At 74.3% G+C, this 20,150-nt stretch carries 17 protein-coding genes; 5 read left to right on the top strand and 12 right to left on the bottom strand.

Annotated elements, in window-relative coordinates:
* Positions 1-30 precede the first annotated feature (30 nt).
* Together PSED_RS14235 and PSED_RS14230 are read right to left on the bottom strand one after the other, a co-directional pair.
* Entirely contained in the window at positions 31-1,548 is a 1,518-nt protein-coding gene (locus PSED_RS14235) for a potassium/proton antiporter (RefSeq protein WP_013674949.1), read from the bottom strand.
* Between the two features lie 98 nt (positions 1,549-1,646).
* Positions 1,647-2,825 (bottom strand): acyltransferase family protein, encoded by a 1,179-nt coding sequence (locus PSED_RS14230; protein ID WP_013674948.1) that lies wholly within the window; start codon positions 2,823-2,825, stop codon positions 1,647-1,649.
* A 71-nt stretch (positions 2,826-2,896) separates the two neighbouring features.
* On the opposite strand from PSED_RS14230, the gene PSED_RS14225 reads away from it, so the two are divergent.
* From PSED_RS14225 to PSED_RS14210, 4 genes are all read left to right on the top strand, one after another.
* The gene (locus PSED_RS14225; RefSeq protein ID WP_013674947.1) at positions 2,897-3,631 is read left to right on the top strand and encodes a CPBP family intramembrane glutamic endopeptidase; all 735 of its coding nucleotides are present in this window, start codon (positions 2,897-2,899) and stop codon (positions 3,629-3,631) included.
* A 247-nt stretch (positions 3,632-3,878) separates the two neighbouring features.
* A complete protein-coding gene (locus PSED_RS14220; protein WP_013674946.1) occupies positions 3,879-5,186 on the top strand; it encodes a sensor histidine kinase in 1,308 nt (435 codons plus the stop codon).
* The gene (locus PSED_RS14215) at positions 5,183-5,857 is read left to right on the top strand and encodes a response regulator (RefSeq protein WP_013674945.1); all 675 of its coding nucleotides are present in this window, start codon (positions 5,183-5,185) and stop codon (positions 5,855-5,857) included. The genes PSED_RS14220 and PSED_RS14215 overlap by 4 nt, the downstream gene beginning before the upstream one ends.
* A complete protein-coding gene (locus PSED_RS14210) occupies positions 5,857-6,678 on the top strand; it encodes a DUF4097 family beta strand repeat-containing protein (protein WP_013674944.1) in 822 nt (273 codons plus the stop codon). Before PSED_RS14215 ends, PSED_RS14210 begins: the two co-directional genes overlap by 1 nt.
* A gap of 6 nt (positions 6,679-6,684) precedes the next feature.
* On the opposite strand, the gene PSED_RS14205 is transcribed toward PSED_RS14210, so the two are convergent.
* Both PSED_RS14205 and PSED_RS14200 read right to left on the bottom strand, forming a co-directional pair.
* Positions 6,685-7,443 carry a class I SAM-dependent methyltransferase gene (locus PSED_RS14205; protein WP_013674943.1) on the bottom strand — a complete coding sequence of 253 codons (759 nt, stop codon included), beginning with the start codon at positions 7,441-7,443 and terminating at the stop codon, positions 6,685-6,687.
* A complete protein-coding gene (locus tag PSED_RS14200) occupies positions 7,440-8,252 on the bottom strand; it encodes an ABC transporter permease (protein WP_013674942.1) in 813 nt (270 codons plus the stop codon). Before PSED_RS14200 ends, PSED_RS14205 begins: the two co-directional genes overlap by 4 nt.
* 152 nt (positions 8,253-8,404) lie before the next feature.
* Here PSED_RS14200 and PSED_RS14195 point away from each other — a divergent pair, with 152 nt between their 5' ends.
* Positions 8,405-9,034, top strand: coding sequence for a DedA family protein (locus PSED_RS14195; RefSeq protein WP_013674941.1), 630 nt, complete (start codon positions 8,405-8,407; stop codon positions 9,032-9,034).
* Positions 9,035-9,234: 200 nt separating this feature from the next.
* Here the strand turns inward: PSED_RS14195 and ileS are convergent, their stop codons facing one another.
* From ileS to ftsZ, 8 genes are all read right to left on the bottom strand, one after another.
* Positions 9,235-12,525, bottom strand: coding sequence for an isoleucine--tRNA ligase (ileS, locus tag PSED_RS14190; RefSeq protein WP_013674940.1), 3,291 nt, complete (start codon positions 12,523-12,525; stop codon positions 9,235-9,237).
* Between the two features lie 362 nt (positions 12,526-12,887).
* On the bottom strand, positions 12,888-14,630 hold the full coding sequence (locus tag PSED_RS14185; RefSeq protein WP_013674939.1) for a hypothetical protein: 1,743 nt from the start codon (positions 14,628-14,630) through the stop codon (positions 12,888-12,890).
* A 64-nt stretch (positions 14,631-14,694) separates the two neighbouring features.
* Positions 14,695-15,555 (bottom strand): DivIVA-like cell division protein Wag31, encoded by an 861-nt coding sequence (gene wag31, locus PSED_RS14180; RefSeq protein ID WP_013674938.1) that lies wholly within the window; start codon positions 15,553-15,555, stop codon positions 14,695-14,697.
* Positions 15,556-15,601: 46 nt separating this feature from the next.
* Positions 15,602-15,889: a YggT family protein gene (locus PSED_RS14175; RefSeq protein ID WP_013674937.1), complete on the bottom strand. Its 288-nt coding sequence runs from the start codon at positions 15,887-15,889 to the stop codon at positions 15,602-15,604.
* Positions 15,890-15,892: 3 nt separating this feature from the next.
* Complete coding sequence (locus PSED_RS14170; protein WP_013674936.1) at positions 15,893-16,639, bottom strand: cell division protein SepF; 747 nt, start codon at positions 16,637-16,639, stop codon at positions 15,893-15,895.
* A gap of 54 nt (positions 16,640-16,693) precedes the next feature.
* The gene (locus tag PSED_RS14165) at positions 16,694-17,434 is read right to left on the bottom strand and encodes a YggS family pyridoxal phosphate-dependent enzyme (protein WP_013674935.1); all 741 of its coding nucleotides are present in this window, start codon (positions 17,432-17,434) and stop codon (positions 16,694-16,696) included.
* A gap of 485 nt (positions 17,435-17,919) precedes the next feature.
* Positions 17,920-18,639, bottom strand: coding sequence for a peptidoglycan editing factor PgeF (gene pgeF, locus PSED_RS14160; RefSeq protein ID WP_041759661.1), 720 nt, complete (start codon positions 18,637-18,639; stop codon positions 17,920-17,922).
* A gap of 21 nt (positions 18,640-18,660) precedes the next feature.
* On the bottom strand, positions 18,661-20,109 hold the full coding sequence (gene ftsZ / locus PSED_RS14155; RefSeq protein ID WP_013674933.1) for a cell division protein FtsZ: 1,449 nt from the start codon (positions 20,107-20,109) through the stop codon (positions 18,661-18,663).
* Positions 20,110-20,150 lie beyond the last annotated feature (41 nt).

Here is a 20,150-nt window from a genome sequence, read left to right as displayed (position 1 = left end):
GGCCGTACCCGCGGCCGCCCGGACCCCCCGTCAGCCGCGGCCGTCGGTGCCGTCGGTGGCCCCCGCGGCCGGCTCCTGTCCGACCCCGAACCAGCGCGCCAGCCGGCCGGCCCGGTCGACGGCGCGGATCCGGTCCTCCGCGGCGCGGCGCGCCTGCGCGGTGGTGACGACGAGCAACTGGTCGTGCTCGCGCAGCCGCGTCTCCAGGTCCGGGGTGAAGCCCTGCCCGTCGCGCACGACGAGGCTGACCGTCGCGCCCCGCGGCAGCCGCAGCTCCCGCAGGTAGACCCCGCTCAACTTCGACCCGACGGGCACCCGCACCTGCAGCAGGTCGGCGTCGAGCTCGTCGAGCGGTGCGGAGTCGACCTCGACCTCGCGCATCTCGGTCGACTGCACGACCTTCAGCCGGGCCGCCACCCACGGCAGTGTCGTGCCCTGCAGCAGCGTCAGCACGACGACGAGCACGAACACGACGTCGACCAGCTGCGACCCGCTCGGGGCGCCCTCGACGAGGGTGATCAGCGCCAGCACGATGGGAACGGCTCCGCGCAACCCCGACCAGGACAGGAACGCCTGCTCCCGCCAGGGGACCTTGAACGGCAGCGCCGCGGCGACGACCGACAGCGGCCGACCGGCGAACAGCAGGACCGCTCCGGCGATCAGCGCGGGGACGACGGCCTCGCCGAGCCGCAGCGGTGAGACGTAGAGCCCCAGCAACACGAACAGCCCGATCTGGGCGAGCCAGCCCGTGCCCTCGGCGAACGACAGCACGCCCCCGCGGTGGGGCAGCCGCGAGTTGCCCAGCACGAGCGCGCAGACGTACGTCGCGAGCAGGCCCGACGCGTGCGCGAGCTGCCCGCCCGCGAAGGCCAGCACGCAGACCGACATCGTCGCCAGCGGGTAGAGACCGGTCGACGGCAGCGCGGCACGGCGCAGCGCCCACGCCCCGCCCAGGCCGAGCACCGCGCCGATGGCCCCGCCCGCGGCCAGCTCGTAGACGACGAGCGCCGGGGTCCACCAGTGGATCGGGTCGCCGGAGGCGAGCAGGACGACGGCGAGGACGACGGGGGCGTCGTTGAGGCCGGACTCGAGCTCGAGGGCACCGGCGAGACGCCGGGAGACACCGACGCCGCGCAGGACGCTGAACACCGCCGCCGCGTCGGTGGACGACAACACCGCGCCCCACAGGAACGCGACCCGCCAGTCCAGGCCCAGCAGCAGGTGCAGGAGCACGCCGACGACGCCGATGCTGACGACGACGGCCACCGTCGACAGCGCGATCCCCACCCCGAGCGAGGGACGCACCGCGTCCCACCGGGTGGTCAGGCCGCCCTCGATGAGGATCAGCACGAGGGCGGCGATGCCGAGGTTCTCGGTGAGCAGCGCGTCGGAGAACTGCAGGCCGAGTGCCGACTCGCCGAGCAGGACCCCGATGCCGAGATAGAGCAGCAGCGAGGGCAGGCCGAGGCGCACCGAGACCCGCACCGCCAGTACGCCCACCAGGACGACCGCGGCGACGACGCCGAGTGCCACCTCCAGACCCGCCATCCCCCACCCCTCCGGCGGATCACTCTATTCGGCGCCGCATTCGTCACGTTCGGTGGCCGAACAACGATGGCCCCCATCACATCCCGGGCCAGGTGCGGTCAGGGTGCGGCGACCCGCGGGGAGCCGCCGGTGGGGCGCCGGTGGCCGAAGCGGGCGAACAGCCAGATGACCGGGAGCGTGCAGGCCAGCGACAGCGCGATCCAGAGGGGACGCTGCAGCCACCACGCCGTGTCGGGCACCTGCTTCTCGGCGATCTCGCCGGTCAGGGCGTAGAACAGGCCGCGCCCGATCGCCATGCCCGTGGTGTGGAAGAGGAACACGGGCATGGCGAAGCGGTTGACGACCTCGACCACCCGGCGAGGGCCGGGCCGCTCGAGCCAGCGCTCGAGCGAGGGCCGGGCCATCTCCGCGACCCCGATCTGGAACACGAGCAGCGCGACGATGCACAGCGTCGGCGGCGCCATGTTCGACGTCTCCCCCGGCACACCGACCATCGAGCCGGGGTAGAGCCCGGAGAACACGAGCCCGACCAGCCCGAACAGCCCCGCCCACATCAGCGCCGCGTCGAACTGGCGCGGGGCGCGCACCACCTGCTCGTAGGAGAAGCCCGCCTGGAACGCCAGCCCCCACACGAGGACCATGTTCACGTAGGCGAGCTCGTCCATCCCGGCGCGGAACCGCAGGATGTCGACGACGACCACCATCCCGGCGAACCACACGAGCGGGACCGCGCCGAAGTGCTCGCGCAGCCACAGCCAGGCCGGCATCAGGGCGATCAGCCCGAGGTACACGGCGATGAACCACAACGGGCTGATGACGAGCAGCACCGCGCGCCCGACCCACGCGACGTCGAAGACCGCCCCCAGACCCGCGCCCATCCCGATCCAGACGACCGCGAGCAGCAGCGCCGGCAGCGAGAGCCTGCGGATGTTGCGCCACACGAAGTGGCCGAGGTGCTCACCTCGCGCGCAGGCCCGCTGCCAGGCCCGCAGGTGCACGTAGCCCCCGACGTAGAAGAACAGCGGCAACACCTGGAACAGCCACGTGAGCACCCACAGGCCCGATGTGAAGCCCAGCGGGCTCGTGGCCGACGGGCCGCTCGGGCCCCACACCAGGATCGTGAAGGCCCAGTGCCACAGCACGACGACCAGGATCGAGAACGCCCGCAGGAGGTCGACGTAGCGGTCGCGCGCCACGAGACCCTCCGCGTCGCCCGCCGCGGCGGTGCCGCCGGTACCCCGACCTGCGGTTGCGCCGGCCGGGTCTACCTCGGTCATCGTGCCCGTCCCCCTGCGCGCGCTCGGGTACCGTCGACCGGGATGGCCCCCACCACGGCGGGACGGTCGTGATGGCGACGGTCCTGCGGACGCACCCCGACCAGCCCCTCCGCCCCGGGCGCGCCCTTCGGCGACGGCTGGGTCTGGTCTCGGTGATCACGATCCTGGCAGCGTCGAACGTCGTCAGCAACCGGCTGTGGCCGGAGGCGTACATCCCCTGGAACCTCGCCGTCGCCGCGCTCCTGGTCGTCGTCGCGCGCGGGTGCGGGGTGACGTGGGCCGATCTCGGGCTCTCGCGGGCGACGGTGCGCCGCGGCCTCGGGGTCGGCGCGATCGCGTTCGCGGCCGTCGCGGTGCTCTACCTCGTCGCGCTCGCCATCCCGGCGACCCGCGAGGCGTTCCAGGACTCCCGGGCGGCCGGCCCGCTCGGCGCGATGCTCTTCGCCGCGCTGATCCGGATCCCGCTCGGGACGGCCGTACTGGAGGAGGTCGCGTTCCGCGGGGTGCTGCCCGGGCTCGTCGGCGGGTCGTGGTGGCGGCGGACGCTGGTGTCGTCGGGGCTGTTCGGGCTGTGGCACGTGCTGCCCTCGATCGGGATGGCGGGCGCCAACGCGGCGGTGGCGGCGTCGGTCGGCGGCTGGGGCACGGTCGCGACGTGCGCGGCGGCGGTCGTCGGCACCGCGGCAGCGGGGGTGCTGCTCAGCGCCTGGCGACGTTGGGGCGGCCACCTCGTCACGCCGGTCCTCGCGCACGTCGCCACCAACTCCCTCGGCGTGCTGATCGCCTGGTGGGTCGTCACCCACTGACCGTCGTCGCGGCGGCCGGGACGACCGCGAGGTTGCGCACGAAGACCCGGCCGCAACCTCACCGCTCCGAACCCGACGCCCCACGACCGTCAGGTTGCGCGGGTCGGGGCCGGCGCGACCTCGTGCGTCCTCCGGCGCAGCGCCGGTCGCGGGTCGGTGCTTGACGGGCGACCGGGGGTTGTCCCCCGGGTGGGACCGGGAACCTTCCGGATGGTGCCGCGGCACCGTGGATCAATAGGTTCGTCGCATGTCCACGGCTGTCCCCCCATCGGCGCGGGCCGCAGGCGGCGCCCGGCCGTCCCCGGCCGACCCGCTGCGGGCGTTCGCCTCCCCGGCGACCTGGCTCGGCGCGGCCCACCTGCTGCTCGACGCGTTCATCGGGGCCGCGACCTGCTTCCTCCTGCTGGCCGGGCTGTTCTGGTCGGTCCTGCTGCTGCCGTTCGCGCTGCTCGGGGTGCCGGTCTGGTTGCTCACGGCCTGGGTCGGCGCCGGGCTCGGCGCGATCGAGCGGGCCCGCTACCGGCTGCTGCTCGGGGTCGTCATCGACCCGCAGCCGATGCCGCCCGCACACCGCAACCCGCTGCGCTACGCGGGTGTGCTGCTGCGCGATCCCGGGGTGCAGCGGCGGACGGCCCACCAGGTGCTGGCGGCACCGCTCGGCATGCTCACCTCGGGGATCGTCTACGGGCTGCTGGCCTTCGGCGCGACGCTGCTCGTGCTGCCGGTGGCGGTCCTGATGTCCGGGAACCCCGACGCCCACCTGTTCGGCATCCCGCTGGCCTCCGGCACGGTCCGCGGGCTGCTCGCCGGGCTCGGGCTGATCCTGCTGCTCGTGACGCCCGCCGTCGTGCGCGCGCTGGTGGCCCTCGACGTCGCGGTCGCCCGGGCGCTGCTCGGGCCGGTCCCCGGGGCGCTGGCCGCGCGGGTCGGGGAGCTCGAGCGCAGCCGCGCCCGCGTCGTCGACTCGGTGGAGGCCGAACGCCGCCGCATCGAACGCGACCTGCACGACGGTACCCAGCAGCACCTGGTGTCGCTGGCCATGACGCTGGGCCGGGCCAAGGCGCGCTACCGCACCGAGCCCGACGGCATCGGCGACCTGCTCGACGAGGCCCATCAGCAGGCCAAGGACGCCGTCGTGGAGCTGCGCGGGCTGATCCGCGGACTGCACCCGCCGGTGCTCTCCGACCGCGGTCTCGACGCCGCCCTGCCCGCCCTGGCCGCGCGCTGCCCGGTGCCGGTGGACCTGACCGTCGACGTGCCGGTGCGACCGGCACCCGCCGTCGAGGCGATCGGTTACTTCGTGGTCTCCGAGGCGCTGACCAACGTCGCCAAGCACGCCGGGGCCGCGCGCGCGACCGTCACCGTCGTCGAGTCGGACCGGACGCTGTGGATCACCGTGACCGACGACGGCCGCGGCGGCGCCGACCCCGCCCGCGGGACCGGGCTGCGCGGGCTCGCCGACCGGGTGTCGGGCGTGGACGGCCAGCTGTCGGTCGACTCCCCCGTGGGCGGGCCCACCGTGCTGACCGTCGAGCTGCCGGGCCGGCCCCTGTGACCGTGTCGCCGGGCCTGCAGGACGCGCCGCGCGTCGTCATCGCCGAGGACTCGGTGCTGCTGCGCGAGGGGCTGGAGCGGCTGCTCACCGAGGCCGGGTTCGACGTCGTCGCCGCGGTCGGTGACGCGGAGTCGTTGCTGCGCACCGTCGGCGACGACCAGCCCGACGTCGTCGTCGCCGACGTGCGGATGCCCCCGACCCACTCCGACGAGGGCCTGCGCGCCGCGCTCGTCATCCGGGCCCGCTGGCCGTCGGTGGCGGTCCTCGTGCTCTCGCAGTACGTCGAGGAGCGCTACGCCACCGACCTGCTCGCCGGCGACACCCACGGCGTCGGGTACCTGCTCAAGGACCGGGTCGCCGACGTCGAGAGCTTCGTGGAGGCGCTGCACCGGGTCCGCGGCGGCGGCACCGCGCTCGACCCGGAGGTCGTCTCCCAGATCCTCACCCGGTCCCGGCGCACCGCGCCGCTCGCCGAGCTCACCCCACGCGAACGCGACGTCCTCTCGCTCATGGCCGAGGGGCGTTCCAACAGCGGCATCGCCGAGGCGCTCGTGGTGTCCGACGGCGCCGTCGAGAAGCACGTCAGCGGCATCTTCACGAAGTTCGCGCTGCCCGCCGTCCCGACCGACCACCGCCGCGTGCTCGCGGTGCTGCGCTACCTGGAGAGCTGATGTCCACCCCGACCGTCCCGACCGCCGCCGCGTCCGCGGACCCCGGCGCGCCCCGCCCGCCCGCGCGCCCGCACCCGGTGCTGGTGGTCGTCGCCGTGCTGGTCGTGCTGGTCGCGGCGGTGGGCGGGGTCCTGCAGCTGCTGAGCACCGCTGTGCACGCGACGACGACCACGGACACCACCTACGCGCCCACCTCGCCGAGCCTGGCGGTCACGACGCCCTCCGGCGACGTGTCGCTCGTCCCGAGCGCCGACGGCCTCGTGCACGTCAGGACGCAGGCCCGGCACGGCCTGACCACCCCCGACCTCCAGGCCCACGACGGGCCCGCCGGGCTCGTGCTCGACGCCGACTGCCAGGGCTTCGCCGGTGACTTCTGCCAGGTCACCTACACGATCGCGCTGCCGGCGACCATGGCCGTCACGGTCCGCTCGGGTGGCGGTGACGTCGTCGCGCGCGACCTCACCGGCCGCGTGGCCGTCCAGCTCGGCGCGGGCGACGCGACGTTCACCGGCCTTGCCGGCGACCTCAGCGTGCACACCGTGTCCGGCGACGTCGTCGGGACCGGGCTGCGGTCGCCGTCGGTGCTGGTCCAGACGACGACGGGTGACGTCACACTCGCGTCGGCGACGGCACCGAGCGGCGTGACCGTCACCAGCCGCAGCGGGGACGTCGACGTCGCGGTGCCGGCCGGGAGCAGCTACCGCGTCGTCGCCGACTCGCCCTCGGGCCGCAGCCGGGTGCTGCTGCCGCCCGACCCGGCCGCGACGGCGACACTGTCGGTGACGTCGGACCACGGCGACGTGACGGTCCGCCCTGCCTGAGCGCGTTCAGCTGCGCCAGGTGAGCGTCGCGGCGTGCCGGGGCCGCGGGGGCAGCCCGGCGAGGGCGTCGGCCACCTCGCCGACCCGCTCGGGGGGCAGGCACAGCCGCCGGGTCACCCACTCCGGATCCTGGCGCGGCGGGTTCTCCCGCTCCCAGCGGGCGACGTCCGGCGCGATCCCGAGCTCGGCGAGCACCGCGACGGCGTCGTCGGTGCGGGCCGGCTCGGGCCTGCGCAGGCCGTGGAAGCGCAGCCACAGCGGATCGAGCCAGGCCATCGGGTGCTCGTCGAACATCTCGACGACGACGCCCGTGCGCGCGGCCGCCGTCAGCGCCTCGACGAACGGCGGCAGGTCCACCACGTTGTGCAGCACGTGGTGCGACACGACCACGTCGGCGCGACCGGCCTGGTCGGCGACGTCGGGCCAGCGCCCGGCGACGGTCGTGTACGGGATCCCGCGCCGCCGTGCGCCCTCGGCGAAGATCTCGAGCATGTCCGGCTGATGGTCGACGCCGGTGACCGCCTTGAGCGGGCCGACCAGCGCGAACGCCGCCGCTCCGCCGCCGCAGCCGACGTCGAGGACGGTCCCGGAGTCGCCGAGCAGCGCCAGCGCCGACACGCGCGACGGGGTGTCGGCCGGCTCGTCGGGGGCGGCGAAGTCGCGCGGCTCGTGCGTCCACGGGCTCGCCGACGCCTGCGCGAGGATCTCCGGCGGGATCCCCCGGCCCGACTGCAGGTCGTGCCATCGCCGGGCCGCGTCGATCACCGCGTCACCCTACGGCGCAATCCGGGACGGCGCGGGTGTGACCCCCGTCGCCGACCCGGACGGTCCGCCGTCGCCGGTCGGACGCGGCGGATCACGTCGCGCGCCACGAGCTCGACCGTCACGACGACGGCGATCGTCTCCGCCGCCAGGAGCCCGACCAGCACCAGGACCTGCGCCGCGCCCGCCGCGACGGGACTGCCGCCGCCCAGCAACACGCCCACGAACGCGCCCGGCAGGGTCACCAGACCGACGGTGCGGGTCTGGTCGAGCGCGGGGACGAGCGCCTCGGCACCCGACGGCCGCACCACGATCATGGCCGCGTCGCGCACCCCGAAGCCCAGCGACAGTGCCGCCTCGTACTCGCCGTGCCGCGTGGCCAGCCCGTCGAGCGCCCGGCGCCCGGCCAGCGACGCCGCCGACATCGCACCGCCGACGACGATCCCCGTGATCGGCACGACCGCGATCCCGGTCAGCGGCACCGCGCCCGACCCGAGCACGACGGCGAGTACCGGCAGCGCGCCGGCCAGGATCGCGGCGCCCACGGCGAGGCCGCCGCGGTCGGGCGTCAACCGCCGCGCCGACGTCCAGGTCGCCACCCCCAGCATGAGCAGCATGAACGCCGCGGTCGTCCACCACGAGCGGACGACGGCGAGGATCACCAGCGACACGACGCCCAGCTGCAGCACCGCCCGGACCGCCGCGACGGCGCTCTGCCGCGCCGTCCCGACATGGCCGAGAAGGCTCGCGCCCACGGCCACCGCGACCAGGGCGACGAGCGCGACGGCAAGGGGCCATCCGATCCCGATCACGCCGCCGAGCGTCCCACCTGCCCGTGCCGCGGGGGACGTCCCGCGGGGTCCTTACCGAACGTTTGCCCGCCGCTGGCCGGACCGGAGGGCGCGGGTTCCTACCGTCGACGACGGCCGCCCCGACGCGGCGCACCGCCGACCCCGGAGACCACGTGACCCACGTCCTCGCGCTGAACCCGTTGAGCGCCCACGACCTGCTGTCGTCGTTCGGCACGCTGGGGATCCTGGTCGTGCTCTTCGCCGAGACCGGTCTGCTCGTCGGCTTCTTCCTGCCCGGCGACTCCCTGCTGTTCACCGCCGGCCTGCTGTGCGCAACCGACGGCGGCGTGCAGCTGAGCCTGCCGTGGGTGCTGGTCGCGGCAGCGGCCGGCGCGCTGTCGGGGGCCCAGACCGGCTACCTGATCGGCCGGCGCGCAGGGCGTGCGCTCCGCACCCGGACGACGCGGCCCAGGGTGCAGGCCGGGATGCGCCGCGCGCAGGAGATGTTCGACCGCTACGGGCCGGCCAAGGCCGTCGTGCTCGCGCGGTTCGTGCCCGTCGTGCGGACGGTGCTCAACCCCGTCGCCGGCGCCCTGCACACGCCCCTGGCCACCTTCACGACGTGGCAGGTGGTCGGCGGCCTCGCATGGACCGTCGGGCTCGTGCTGGCCGGGTACGCCCTCGGCGCGAGCGTGCCCGGGATCGACGCCTACCTGCTGCCGGTCGTCGCGCTCGTCGTCGTCGTGTCGCTGGTGCCGCTCGCGCTGGAGATCCGACGCGAACGCCGCCGCGGCGCCGCCTGAGCCCCCGCCCCGGACACCGGCGTCGACCGGTCGCCACCGCCGTCGGGCTGATCGTCTTCTTCCGTCGCGACTGGGCCCGCATCGTCCTCGTGACGAGCGTCGTTCGCCGCGAGGTGTGCTCCACGGTTTCCGGAATGCCAGGAACGGCACTTTCCCGCAACGGGGTTGCGGGAAAGTGCCGTTCCTGCGTGAGGGAAGCGTCAGGCTCGGGCCACGTGCACCGCGACCCGGTGCGAGCCCGTGCCGTCCGCGGCCGCCGCCGCCGTCCCGACGAGCGTCGGCTCGGCCGGCTCGGCGTGCACGACCGACGTCGCCAGCACCTCGCCCGCGACGAACGCCTCGTGGGCCCCGACGGCGGCGAGCACCTCGTCGTCGCCGCCGATCGTCAGCACGATGCGGTCGGAGACGTCGAGGCCCGCGTCGCGCCGGGCCTGCTGCACGACGCGCACGACATCGCGTGCCGCGCCCTCGGCCGCGAGCTCCGGGGTCACCGCGGTGTCGAGGACGACGAGCCCGGTGTTGCCGGGCAGGGCCGCGGTCTCCGCCGGGTCGGCGGCGACGAGCTTCTCGGTGAACTCACCCGGGAGCAGCTGGATGCCGCCCGCGGTGACCGTGCCGTCGGGCTCGGCGGTCCACTCCCCCGCCTTGACGGCCTTGATGACCTTCTGGGTGTCGCCGCCGAGGCGCGGCCCGCAGGCACGCGCGTTGACGGCCAGCTCGAACCGCCCGTAGGTCGCGACGTCGGTCGTCAGCGTGACGTCCTTGACGTTCACCTCGTCGCGCAGGATGTCGGCGAACGGGGCGAGCGTCTCGGCGTCGGCAGCCGCGACGGTCAGCCGGGCCAGCGGCAGCCGGACCCGCTTGTTGCGCGCCTTGCGCAGCGACGACGCCGACGACGCCACCTGTCGCACCCGGTCCATCGCCGTGACCAGCGCCGCGTCGTGCGGGAGCTCGTCGCGGGCGGGCCAGTCGGCCAGGTGCACCGACCGGCCGCCGGTGAGCCCCTGCCACACGCGTTCCATCGCCAGCGGCAGCAGCGGCGCCGCGACGCGCGCGGTCACCTCCAGGACGGTGTGCAGGGTGTCGATCGCGTCTGTGTTGACCGCAGGGTCGCCGTCCCAGAAGCGCTGCCGCGAGCGGCGCACATACCAGTTGGTGAGCACCTCCGCGTGGTCGCGGACCTGCTCGCACGCGCCGGCGATGTCGTAGACGTCGAGCGCGTCGGTCACCCCGTCGACCAGCTCCGCGGTCTTGGCCAGCACGTACCGGTCCAGGACGTGCGTCGAGTCGGTGCGGGTGACGCCCCGGCGCCCGGCCGCGCCCGCATAGAGCGACAGGAAGTACCACGTGTTCCACAGCGGCAGCAGCGCCTGGCGCACCCCCTCGCGGATGCCCTGCTCGGTGACGACGAGGTTCCCGCCGCGCAGGATCGGGCTCGCCATGAGGAACCAGCGCATGGCGTCGGAGCCGTCGCGCTCGAAGACCTCGTTGACGTCGGGATAGTTGCGGCGCGACTTCGACATCTTCGTGCCGTCGTCGCCCAGCACGATCCCGTGCGCCACGCACGAGCTGAACGACGGCCGGTCGAACAGCGCCGTGGCCAGCACGTGCAGCGTGTAGAACCAGCCGCGGGTCTGGCCGTTGTACTCGACGATGAAGTCGCCCGGGTAGTGGTGCTCGAACCAGTCCGCGTTCTCGAACGGGTAGTGCACCTGCGCGTACGGCATCGAGCCCGACTCGAACCAGCAGTCGAGCACCTCCGGCACCCGGCGCATCGTCGAGCGGCCCGTCGGGTCGTCCGGGTTGGGACGCGTCAGCTGGTCGATGAAGGGGCGGTGCAGGTCGGTCGGGCGCACGCCGAAGTCGCGCTCCAGCTCGTCGAGCGAGCCGTACACGTCGACCCGCGGATAGGCCGGGTCGTCGGACATCCACACGGGGATCGGGCTGCCCCAGTAGCGGGTGCGCGAGATCGACCAGTCGATCGCGTTCTCCAGCCACTTGCCGAACTGGCCGTCACGCACGTGCGAGGGCACCCAGGTGATCTGCTCGTTGAGCTCGACCATCCGGTCGCGGAACGCCGTGACCCGCACGAACCAGGAGTCGACGGCCCGCTGGATCAGCGGGTTCCCGCAGCGCCAGCAGTGCGGGTAGGCGTGGTCGTAGGTCTCGCGGCGCAGCAGCACACCGTGGACGTACGGGGCCCCGTTCTTGAGGTCGTCGATGATGTGCGGGTTCGCGTCGAAGACCTGCATGCCCTGGTAGGGCGGCACGGTCGCGTCGAACTTCCCGGCGCCGTCGACGGGGACGACGACGTCGATGCCCGCCGCGTCGGTGACGACCTTGTCCTCCTCACCGAAGGCCGGCGCGATGTGCACGACGCCGGTGCCGTCGTCGGTGGTGACGTAGTCGGCGGCCAGGATCCGGTGGGCGTTCGGACGGCCGACGAAGAAGTCGAACGGCGGCGTGTAGCCCGTCCCGACGAGCTCGGCGCCGCTCAGCGTCCGCAGCACCTCGGGCTCCTCACCCAGCTCGCGGGCGTAGGCGCCGACCCTGGCCGCGGCCAGCAGCCACTTCTCCCCCTTCGCGGCGACCAGCGCGTACTCGACCTCCGGGTTGACCGCCATCGCGAGGTTCGACGGCAGCGTCCACGGCGTCGTCGTCCAGATCAGGGCGAGCGCGCCGTCGAGGTCCGTTCCCGGCGCGGTCAGCCGCAGCCCGACGGTGACGGCAGGGTCCTGCCGGTCCTGGTAGGCGTCGTCCATCTTGGTCTCCGACGCCGACAGCGGGGTGCCGTCGTGCCAGCAGTACCAGAGGACGCGGAAGCCCTGGTAGACGTAACCCTTGTCGTACAAGGTCTTGAACGCCCACATGACGCTCTCCATGTAGGACAGGTCGAGCGTCTTGTAGTCGTTGTCGAAGTCGACCCAGCGGGCCTGGCGGGTGACGTACTCGCGCCACTCGTCGGTGTAGCGCAGCACCGACTCCTTGCAGGCCGCGTTGAACTCGGCGACACCCATCGCGTCGATGTCGGACTTGCCCTTGAGCCCCAGCTGCCGCTCCGCCTCGGTCTCGGCGGGCAGGCCGTGGGTGTCCCAGCCGAACCGGCGCTCGACGTGCTTGCCACGCATCGTCTGGTAGCGGGGGACGACGTCCTTGACGTAGCCGGTGAGCAGGTGGCCGTAGTGCGGCAGGCCGTTGGCGAAGGGCGGGCCGTCGTAGAAGACGAACTCGTTGCTGCCGTTCTCCCCCGCGGGCCGGGCCTCGACCGATGCGCGGAACGTGTCGTCGGCTGCCCAGAAGTCGAGGACCTCACGCTCGAGCGCGGGGAACGACGGGTGCGCCGGGACCGCGGGGTAACCCGTCTCCCGGTCGTCCGGCGCGGGGTGGTTCGGCGCGGGATCGCCCGGCGCGGGATCGTTCGGCGCGGGATCGTTCGGCGCGGGATCGTTCGGCGCGGGATCGTTCGGCGCGGACGCGGGTCGGTCGGCCATCGTGGTGGGGCTCCTCGTGCGGCTCGTGGATCTGCCTGCACGGGGACGACGGCCCGTCACCGGGCGCCGCGGTACCACCCCGCTTGCCTCGTGGCCGCCGTGGTACCGGCGACCGCGTGGCCTCTCGTTCGACGGCTGTGACGGGCCGCACCCGTCCGGTTCTACTCCGGGCCGCGCGTTGCTGCGCGGTACCCGTTTCTTCCGGAGGCTCCCCGGTGATGGCCGGATCGACGCCGCTGGTCGTGCGAGTGAGTCGTGCGTGTAGTGAGTCGTGCGTGTACTGCCAGGGTAGCGTGCCCCGGCCCGCGAATATTCCGCGGTCCCGTCCCCCGGCGCGGTCCTCCCGACGGTGCGGGTACCGGTCAGCGGACCTCGGCGTGGTGGCGGGCCGCGATGGTCCGGCTCGGGCTGCACACACCGCACGGGGTGAACCCGAGCTCGACGGCCTCGCGCACCGGCAGCGGGATCAGTGCCTGCCCGCCGAGCGTCCGGCAGTCGGTGAGGTGGAAGCGGGGCTGCTCGTCGACCACGACGACCTCGTCCTCCAACGTCGCCACCTGGGCCGCGACCGCATTGTCCGGCTGCTCCTCCGGGGGCTCCCCGGCGTCCGCGGCGAACGTCTCGGCACGGGACTGCTCGGCCGGCGGCTGACCGGCACCGACCTGTCCCCCGGGACCCTGACCACCCTGAGCCTCAGCGCCGAGCGGCTGGGTGCCGCCGGGTGCCGCGTTGCCGGGCTGACTGCCGGCCGCCTGACTGCCGGGCTGGTTGCCGGCGGGCTGGCTGCCGGCCACCTGACTGACGGGCTGGTTGCCGGCCACCTGGCTGCCGGGCTGACTGCCGGCCGCCTGACTGCCGGGCTGGTTACCGGCCGCCTGACTGCCGGCCTGGTTGTGGGGCGGCCGGCTACCGGCCTGCGTGGTGGGCTGCTGCCCCGCGGGCCCGCCGACGACGGTGGTCGCCTCGGCGGCCGAGCCGCGCCCCTGGGCAGGGTTGCCCACGCCCTGCCCCGCGAGGGCGGTCGTGGCGGCCACAGCCGATCCGCCGCCACCGGCGACGGGCGATCCCGCGGCGCCCTGGTCCGCGCCGACCCCGCCCGTGTTCGCCTTCCCCGTGGCGCGCGGGTCCGCCGGACCCGTGTCCTCGGTCCCGGCGCCGGCGGTTCCGTCGCGCGCGGCGCCGCTGCCCGCGGGCCCCTGGTCGGCCGAGCTCGTCCCGGTCGGGCGCTCGCCCGCCGAGCCTCTCCCCGACGGGTCCGTGGTGTCCGCGCCCGGCTCACCCGAGGTCCGGCCGGCAGCACGTTGCTCGTCCTCGGCCGGTCCGGACACAGCGGCGGACCGGGCCGCGGCGGCCGCCGCGGCAGGGACGGCCACGGTCGGACCGTCGACGGCCGCCCCGGGAGCGGCCGGGGCCGAGGTGCCCGAGCCGTCCCTGGGTTGCGTCGGTGCCGCGTTCCCGGCGGAGCCCGCAGCCGCGGCGTCGGCCGCACCCGTGGCAACCGCCGCGGACCCACCGGGACCCTTCGGCCCGGCACCGGTCCCGGGGCCGCGATCCGCCTCGGCAGGCGGGCGCGACCCGGCATCGGCACCGCCGCCGGGACCGTGGCCCGCGGCCGGGACGACCGCGGTCTCCTGGCCCGACCCGGGCGGGAAACCCGGACCCGAGCCGACTACGCTGGGTGACGATTTTCCGCTCGATGGAGTGAACCCGCCGTCAGCGCCGGGCGGTCGCCCGCCTGAGCCGGACGGTTGGCCCGACGGCAGCAGGGCCGTCGACCCGCCGTCACCGGCGGGACGACCGCTCGGCGGCACGGGCGGCGGAGCGGACCCTGCCGGCCCGACCACCGGCAGCACCTGCGTGGCGGCGTCCGAACCCTCGAACGAGGGCGGGGTGGGCCCCGCCGCAGCACCCGCGGCGTCGCCCTGACCGGCCACGGGACCGGTGCGTGCGGCCCGTCGTCCGCGCAGCCAGTCGACGAGCAGCACCACTGCGGCGCCCGCGCTGACGGCCACGGACACCCACGCCCAGAGGACGCTGCCCGTCAGCAGGGCGACGACGAGCAGGGCGAACGCGATCAGGACGAGGATCAGGACGAGCAGCAGCACTATTCACTCCCAGGTGGGCGATGCCGAGGCACCGCCCACCGTCCGGGGACCGTTCAGCGGGTCGTCAGCTACCGGCGTCGGCCCGCTGCCCGTACCCGCTGGCGGCGTAGCCACCGTTGGACGCGGAGCGGCCGTCGGCCGGCGCGGCCGAGCCACGGCCCTCGAGGTCGCGCAGCTGCGATTCGAGGTAGGTCTTGAGCCGGGTGCGGTACTCGCGCTCGAAGGTGCGCAGCTCGTCGATCTTCTTCTCCAGCACCGACTTGTCACGCTGGATGGTGCCGATGATCTCCGTCTGCTTGCGCTCGGCGTCGCTGACCAGCGTCGCAGCCTTCTCACGCGACTGCCGCTCGAGCGTCTCGGCCCGGGTGCGCGCGTCGTTGAGCATCGTCTCGGCGCGGGCGCGGGCGTCGTTCACCAGACCGTCGGACTTGGTCCGGGCGTCCGACAGCAGCTGCTCGGACTTGGTCCGGGCGTCGGCCAGCATCGAGTCGGCCTCGTTCTTGGCCTCCGCGGTGAGCCGGTCGGCCATCTCCTGGGCGAGACCCAGGACCTTCGCCGCCTGGACGTGGTGGTCACCGCCGCCCATGTCGCCACCGTCGGCCAGCTGCGGCGCGGGGGCCGACAGCGAGCGCGGGGGCTCCACCGGACGCGGGGGCTCGACCGGCCGCTGGATCTGGGCCGTCGGGGGCGCGAGAGCGGGCTGGGGGCGCGAACGCGCCTCCTCCAGGTCGGCCTGGGCGCTGCCGAGCTGGGACTCCATCTGGGACACCTGCTCGCGCAGGTCGTCGTTCTCCTCGATCAGCCGGGCGAGCTCGGCCTCGACCAGGTCGAGGAACGCGTCGACCTCGTCCTCGTTGTACCCCCTCTTACCAATAGGGGGCTTGCTGAACGCGACGTTGTGAACGTCGGCGGGCGTCAGCGGCATCGGATCACCTCATGCAGTCCTCGGCGGCAAACCGGGTGACTGGGGCTCACTCCGGCCTGACAACGTCCATCAGTATGAACACTGCCAGGAGCAGAACCATAATCGAGAGGTCCAGTCCCACTCCCCCGATCCGGACCGTGGGGATCACTCTCCGCAACAACTTCACGGGCGGATCGGTCACGGTGAAGATCGCTTCGAGAGCGATGGCGCTCTGCCCGGCAGGCCTCCACTTGCGTGCGAAGGCGTGCACGAGCTCGACCACGATGCGCGCGGTCAGCAGCAACCAGAAGACGAACAGGACGTAGTACAGAACGAGGCGAACGGCGTCGGGCACGGCTCAATCCTGGCGGAACAGCTCACGTTCTGCGAGCCTGCGGGCGTCGTCGGCGGACACCTCGACGTCCGCGGGTGTGAGCAGGAAGACGCGGTTGGTCACCTTGTCGATGGAACCGCGCAGCGCGAACGCGAGGCCCGCGGCGAAGTCGACGAGGCGCTTCGCCGACGCCGCGTCGAGCTCGGTGAGGTTCATGATCACGGGCTGGCCGTCGCGGTAGCGCTCGCCGATCGTGCGCGCCTCCTTGTAGCTACGAGGCTGCAGGGTCGTGATGCGCGACAAGGCCGCCGCACCGCGGTCGCGCTGCTCCGGGACGGCCGCACGCTCGTGCGGACGGACCTCGCGCAGGCCGACCGGCTCGCGGGCGGGCTCGCGCAGGACCGGCTCGCGCAGGACCGGGTCCGAGTCGACGGCGAGCGCGCCGCGGACGCTGCCCGTGCCGAGACCGGCCGAGCCCGCACCGGCGGTGCCGACGGCGCGCACCGGCTCGCGGGTGGGACGAGTGTCACGCGGGGTGCGCTCCATGCCGCCGGGGCGGCCGGGGCGGCGCTCCCACGCCTCGCCGACCGACGCCGGGGGCGCGGGACTCTGGTAGGACTCGTCGATCTCGTCGTAGCGGTCCGCGGTGTCGTCCCAGCGTTCCTCACGACGGCGCGGCGACGCGTAGGCCGGCTCGTCGACGAAATCGGTCATCTCGTCGGCGGGCACCATTCCGAAGTAGGCCTTGAGCCGGTACATCGCGCCGCCCATGTCGCAGTCCCCTCGTCGTCGCCCGCGAACCGACGGCCGCCCCGCGACCGGCGATCACCGCGAGGCTAGCCGCCGTTCCCCCACAAGAGCCGTTCCGACACGCACACACGTCGATCCGTGACGGATCGCCACGTCGAGGTCACCGGACATGCCCGCCGACAGGACCGTCGCCGCAGGGTGCTCGGCGCGCAGCACCTCCGCTGCGGCGGCGACGTCGGCGAAGGCCTCCTCGGGGTCGGCGTGCAGCGGCGCCACGGCCATCAACCCGTCGAGCCGCAGTCCCGCACACCCCGCGACGTGCGACGCGAGCGTGAGCAGCCCGTCGCGCGCGACTCCCCCGCGGCCGGGGTCGCCGTCCACGCTGTACTGCAGCAGCACCGGGAGGGGACCGTCGCGCTCGCCGTCGTCCGCTGCGCGGCGGGCCTGCGCGTCGAGCGCGTCGGCGAGCCGGGCCGAGTCGACCGACTCGACGCGTGTCACCCACGGGGCCACCAGCCGCGCCTTGTTCCGTTGCAGTCCGCCGACGAAGTACCAGCGCGGCGCCGCGCCGGCCGGCGGGTTCCCGAGCAGCTCGGCGACCTCCACGACCTTGGCCGCCGCCTCCTGTGCGCGGTTCTCGCCGAAGTCGCGCAGGCCGAGGCCGTGCAACAGCACGACGTCGCGTGCCGGGATCGTCTTGGTGACCGCCAGCATCGCCACCTCGCCGGGGTCGCGTCCGGCGGCGGCGCACGCCGAGGCGATGCGCTCCCGCACCTGCGCGAGCCGACGCGCCAGCTCCTCGCGGCGATCGTCCACCGTGGCTCCTCCCCTCGTTCCCGCCCCCGCCTCCGGGGTGTCCCGATCATCCCCGACTCCCGCCGCGGCCCCGCCCTGCCACCGGGACGGGTTACACCCCATCGTCGGCGCACGTACGACGGACGACCACAGGGTTGCGCCCAGCGACCTCGGCGACGGCGACTCCGCCGTGGGCGCGAGGCTGCAGGACAGCCGTGACGTTGCCCCCCACCCCCGGGCGCAACCTCACCGTCGGCACCCGGCCGCGGGAGAGCACTCAGGTTGCGCCCGACCCCCCGGGCGCAACCTCACCGTCCACGCCCGGCCGCGGGAGAGCACTCAGGTTGCGCTCCGCCCTCCGGATGCAACCTCACCGTCGGCACCCGAGGGCCGCGGGAGAGCGCTCAGGTTGCGCTCGACCCCCCGGGCGCAACCTCACCGTCGACACCCGAGGACCCCGGGAGAGCACTCGGGGTGCGCTCGGGGTGGGTGCGGCGGGACGGGCGTCAGCGGTCGGACGGGTCGAGCCAGATGACACCTGCCTGCCGGCCGGTGCGCTGCTCGCGGCGGTGGCTGTAGAGGTCGGGGTCCTCCATCGTGCAGCGGGGGTCGACGCCCACGCCGTGCACGCCGAGCGCACGCAGCTGCCGGTGCAGCCCGGCGCGGATGTCGAGACCCGGCGTCCCCCGGCGCGTGCGTCCCCCGCTGCCGGGCAGGGCCGCACCGACCTCGTCGCGCATCGCGGCCGGCACCTCGTAACAGCCGCCGCAGACGGCGGGGCCGAGCAGGACGTCGACGTCCTCGACGTGCGCGCCGAGCGCCGTCATCGCCTGCAGGGTCGCCGGGACGATCCCCGCCGCTGCACCGACGCGTCCGGCGTGGGCGGCGCCCACCACCCCGGCCTTCGGGTCGGCGAGCAGTACCGGCACGCAGTCGGCCGCGAGCACCGCGAGCCCCACCCGCGGCTCGGCGGTGACGGAGGCGTCGGTCCCGGGCACGTCCTCGCGACCGGTGGCGGAGGGGTCGGCGCCCACCGTCGCGACCCGGGTGCCGTGCACCTGTTCGAGGAAGACCACGCGGGCCAGCCCCAGCTCGCGGGCGAGCCGGGCACGGTTGGCCCCGACGGCCGCGGGGTCGTCGCCGACCCCGCGGGACAGGTTGAAGCTGGTGAAGGCGCCGGTGGAGCGACCGCCGGCGCGGGTCGTCACGACCCTGCGAACGCGCACGCGTTCAGCGTCGCACGGACCTCAGCGACGCATGAACGGCGGGACGTCCACGTCGTCGTCGAGGTCGTCGAAGTCGTTGTCCGACACCGGCACCGCCGATCCCGCAGGTGCCGCGGACGATCCGGGCAGCGTGCTCATCGCCGGCTCGCTGCGCCCGGCGTCGGGCGTCCGCGGGGCGGGCGGCACGTGCGACGGCGCCGACTGCGACGGGACCGGCGCGGCAGGCGGCAGCGTCCCGGCCTGGTTGTGTCCCAGGCCGTGGGCGGGCGCCTGGGTCACGGCGGCCGGCGGGGTCGCGGGGGCCGAGATCGTCGACGGAGGCGTCGACAACGGGCTCGACGGCGCGCTCGGCGGGTTCTGTCCCGACGGGTGCTGGGCCGACAGGTTCTGGGCCGACAGGTTCTGGGCCGGCGGGCTCTGCACCTGCGGCGTCGGCGCCGCAGGCGCCGGTGCACCCGGGGCGGCGGCCGTCGACGAGCCCTCCGCCCGGTAGGCGCCCGGCTCCAGCTTCTTGTGCGCGGGCGTGCCGCCCTCGAAGCCGGCCGCGATCACGGTGACGCGGACCTCGTCGCCGAGCGAGTCGTCGATGACCGTCCCGAAGATGATGTTGGCCTCGGGGTGCGCGGCCTCCTGGACGAGCGAGGCGGCCTCGTTGATCTCGAAGAGCCCGAGATCGGACCCCCCCGCGATCGACAGCAGGACGCCCTGCGCGCCGTCCATCGAGGCCTCCAGCAGCGGCGAGTTGATCGCCGAGCTCGCGGCCTGCACCGCGCGACCCTCGCCACGCGACGAGCCGATGCCCATCAACGCACTGCCCGCCCCCGACATCACGCTCTTGACGTCGGCGAAGTCGAGGTTGATGAGGCCGGGCGTGGTGATCAGGTTGGTGATGCCCTGGACACCGGAGAGCAGCACCTCGTCGGCGGAGCGGAAGGCGTCCATGAGCGAGACGCCCACGTCGCCGAGCTGCAACAGCCGGTCGTTCGGGATGACGATGAGGGTGTCGCACTCGTTGCGGAGCTGCTGGATGCCGTCCTCGGCCTGCCCGGCGCGACGCTTGCCCTCGAAGGTGAACGGACGCGTCACGACGCCGATCGTCAGCGCCCCGAGCTTGCGCGCGATCGAGGCGATGACGGGCGCGCCACCGGTGCCGGTGCCGCCGCCCTCGCCCGCCGTCACGAAGACCATGTCGGCCCCCTTGAGGACCTCCTCGATCTCCTCGCGGTGGTCCTCGGCGGCCTTGCGGCCCACCTCCGGGTTGGCCCCCGCGCCCAGGCCGCGGGTCAGCTCCCGGCCGATGTCGAGCTTGACGTCCGCGTCGGACATCAGCAGTGCCTGGGCGTCGGTGTTCACGGCGACGAACTCGACGCCCTTGAGACCGACCTCGATCATGCGGTTGACGGCGTTCACGCCGCCGCCACCGATACCGACGACCTTGATCACGGCCAGGTAGTTGTGCGGGGGCGTCATGCGCGGCACCTTCCAGTTGCTCGGGTCCGGTCCAGCTCCGG

The sequence above is a fragment of the Pseudonocardia benzenivorans CB1190 genome, assembly GCF_000196675.2.
Lineage (GTDB): Bacteria > Actinomycetota > Actinomycetes > Mycobacteriales > Pseudonocardiaceae > Pseudonocardia > Pseudonocardia benzenivorans.
This window is presented reverse-complemented; position numbering and strand designations above follow the sequence as displayed.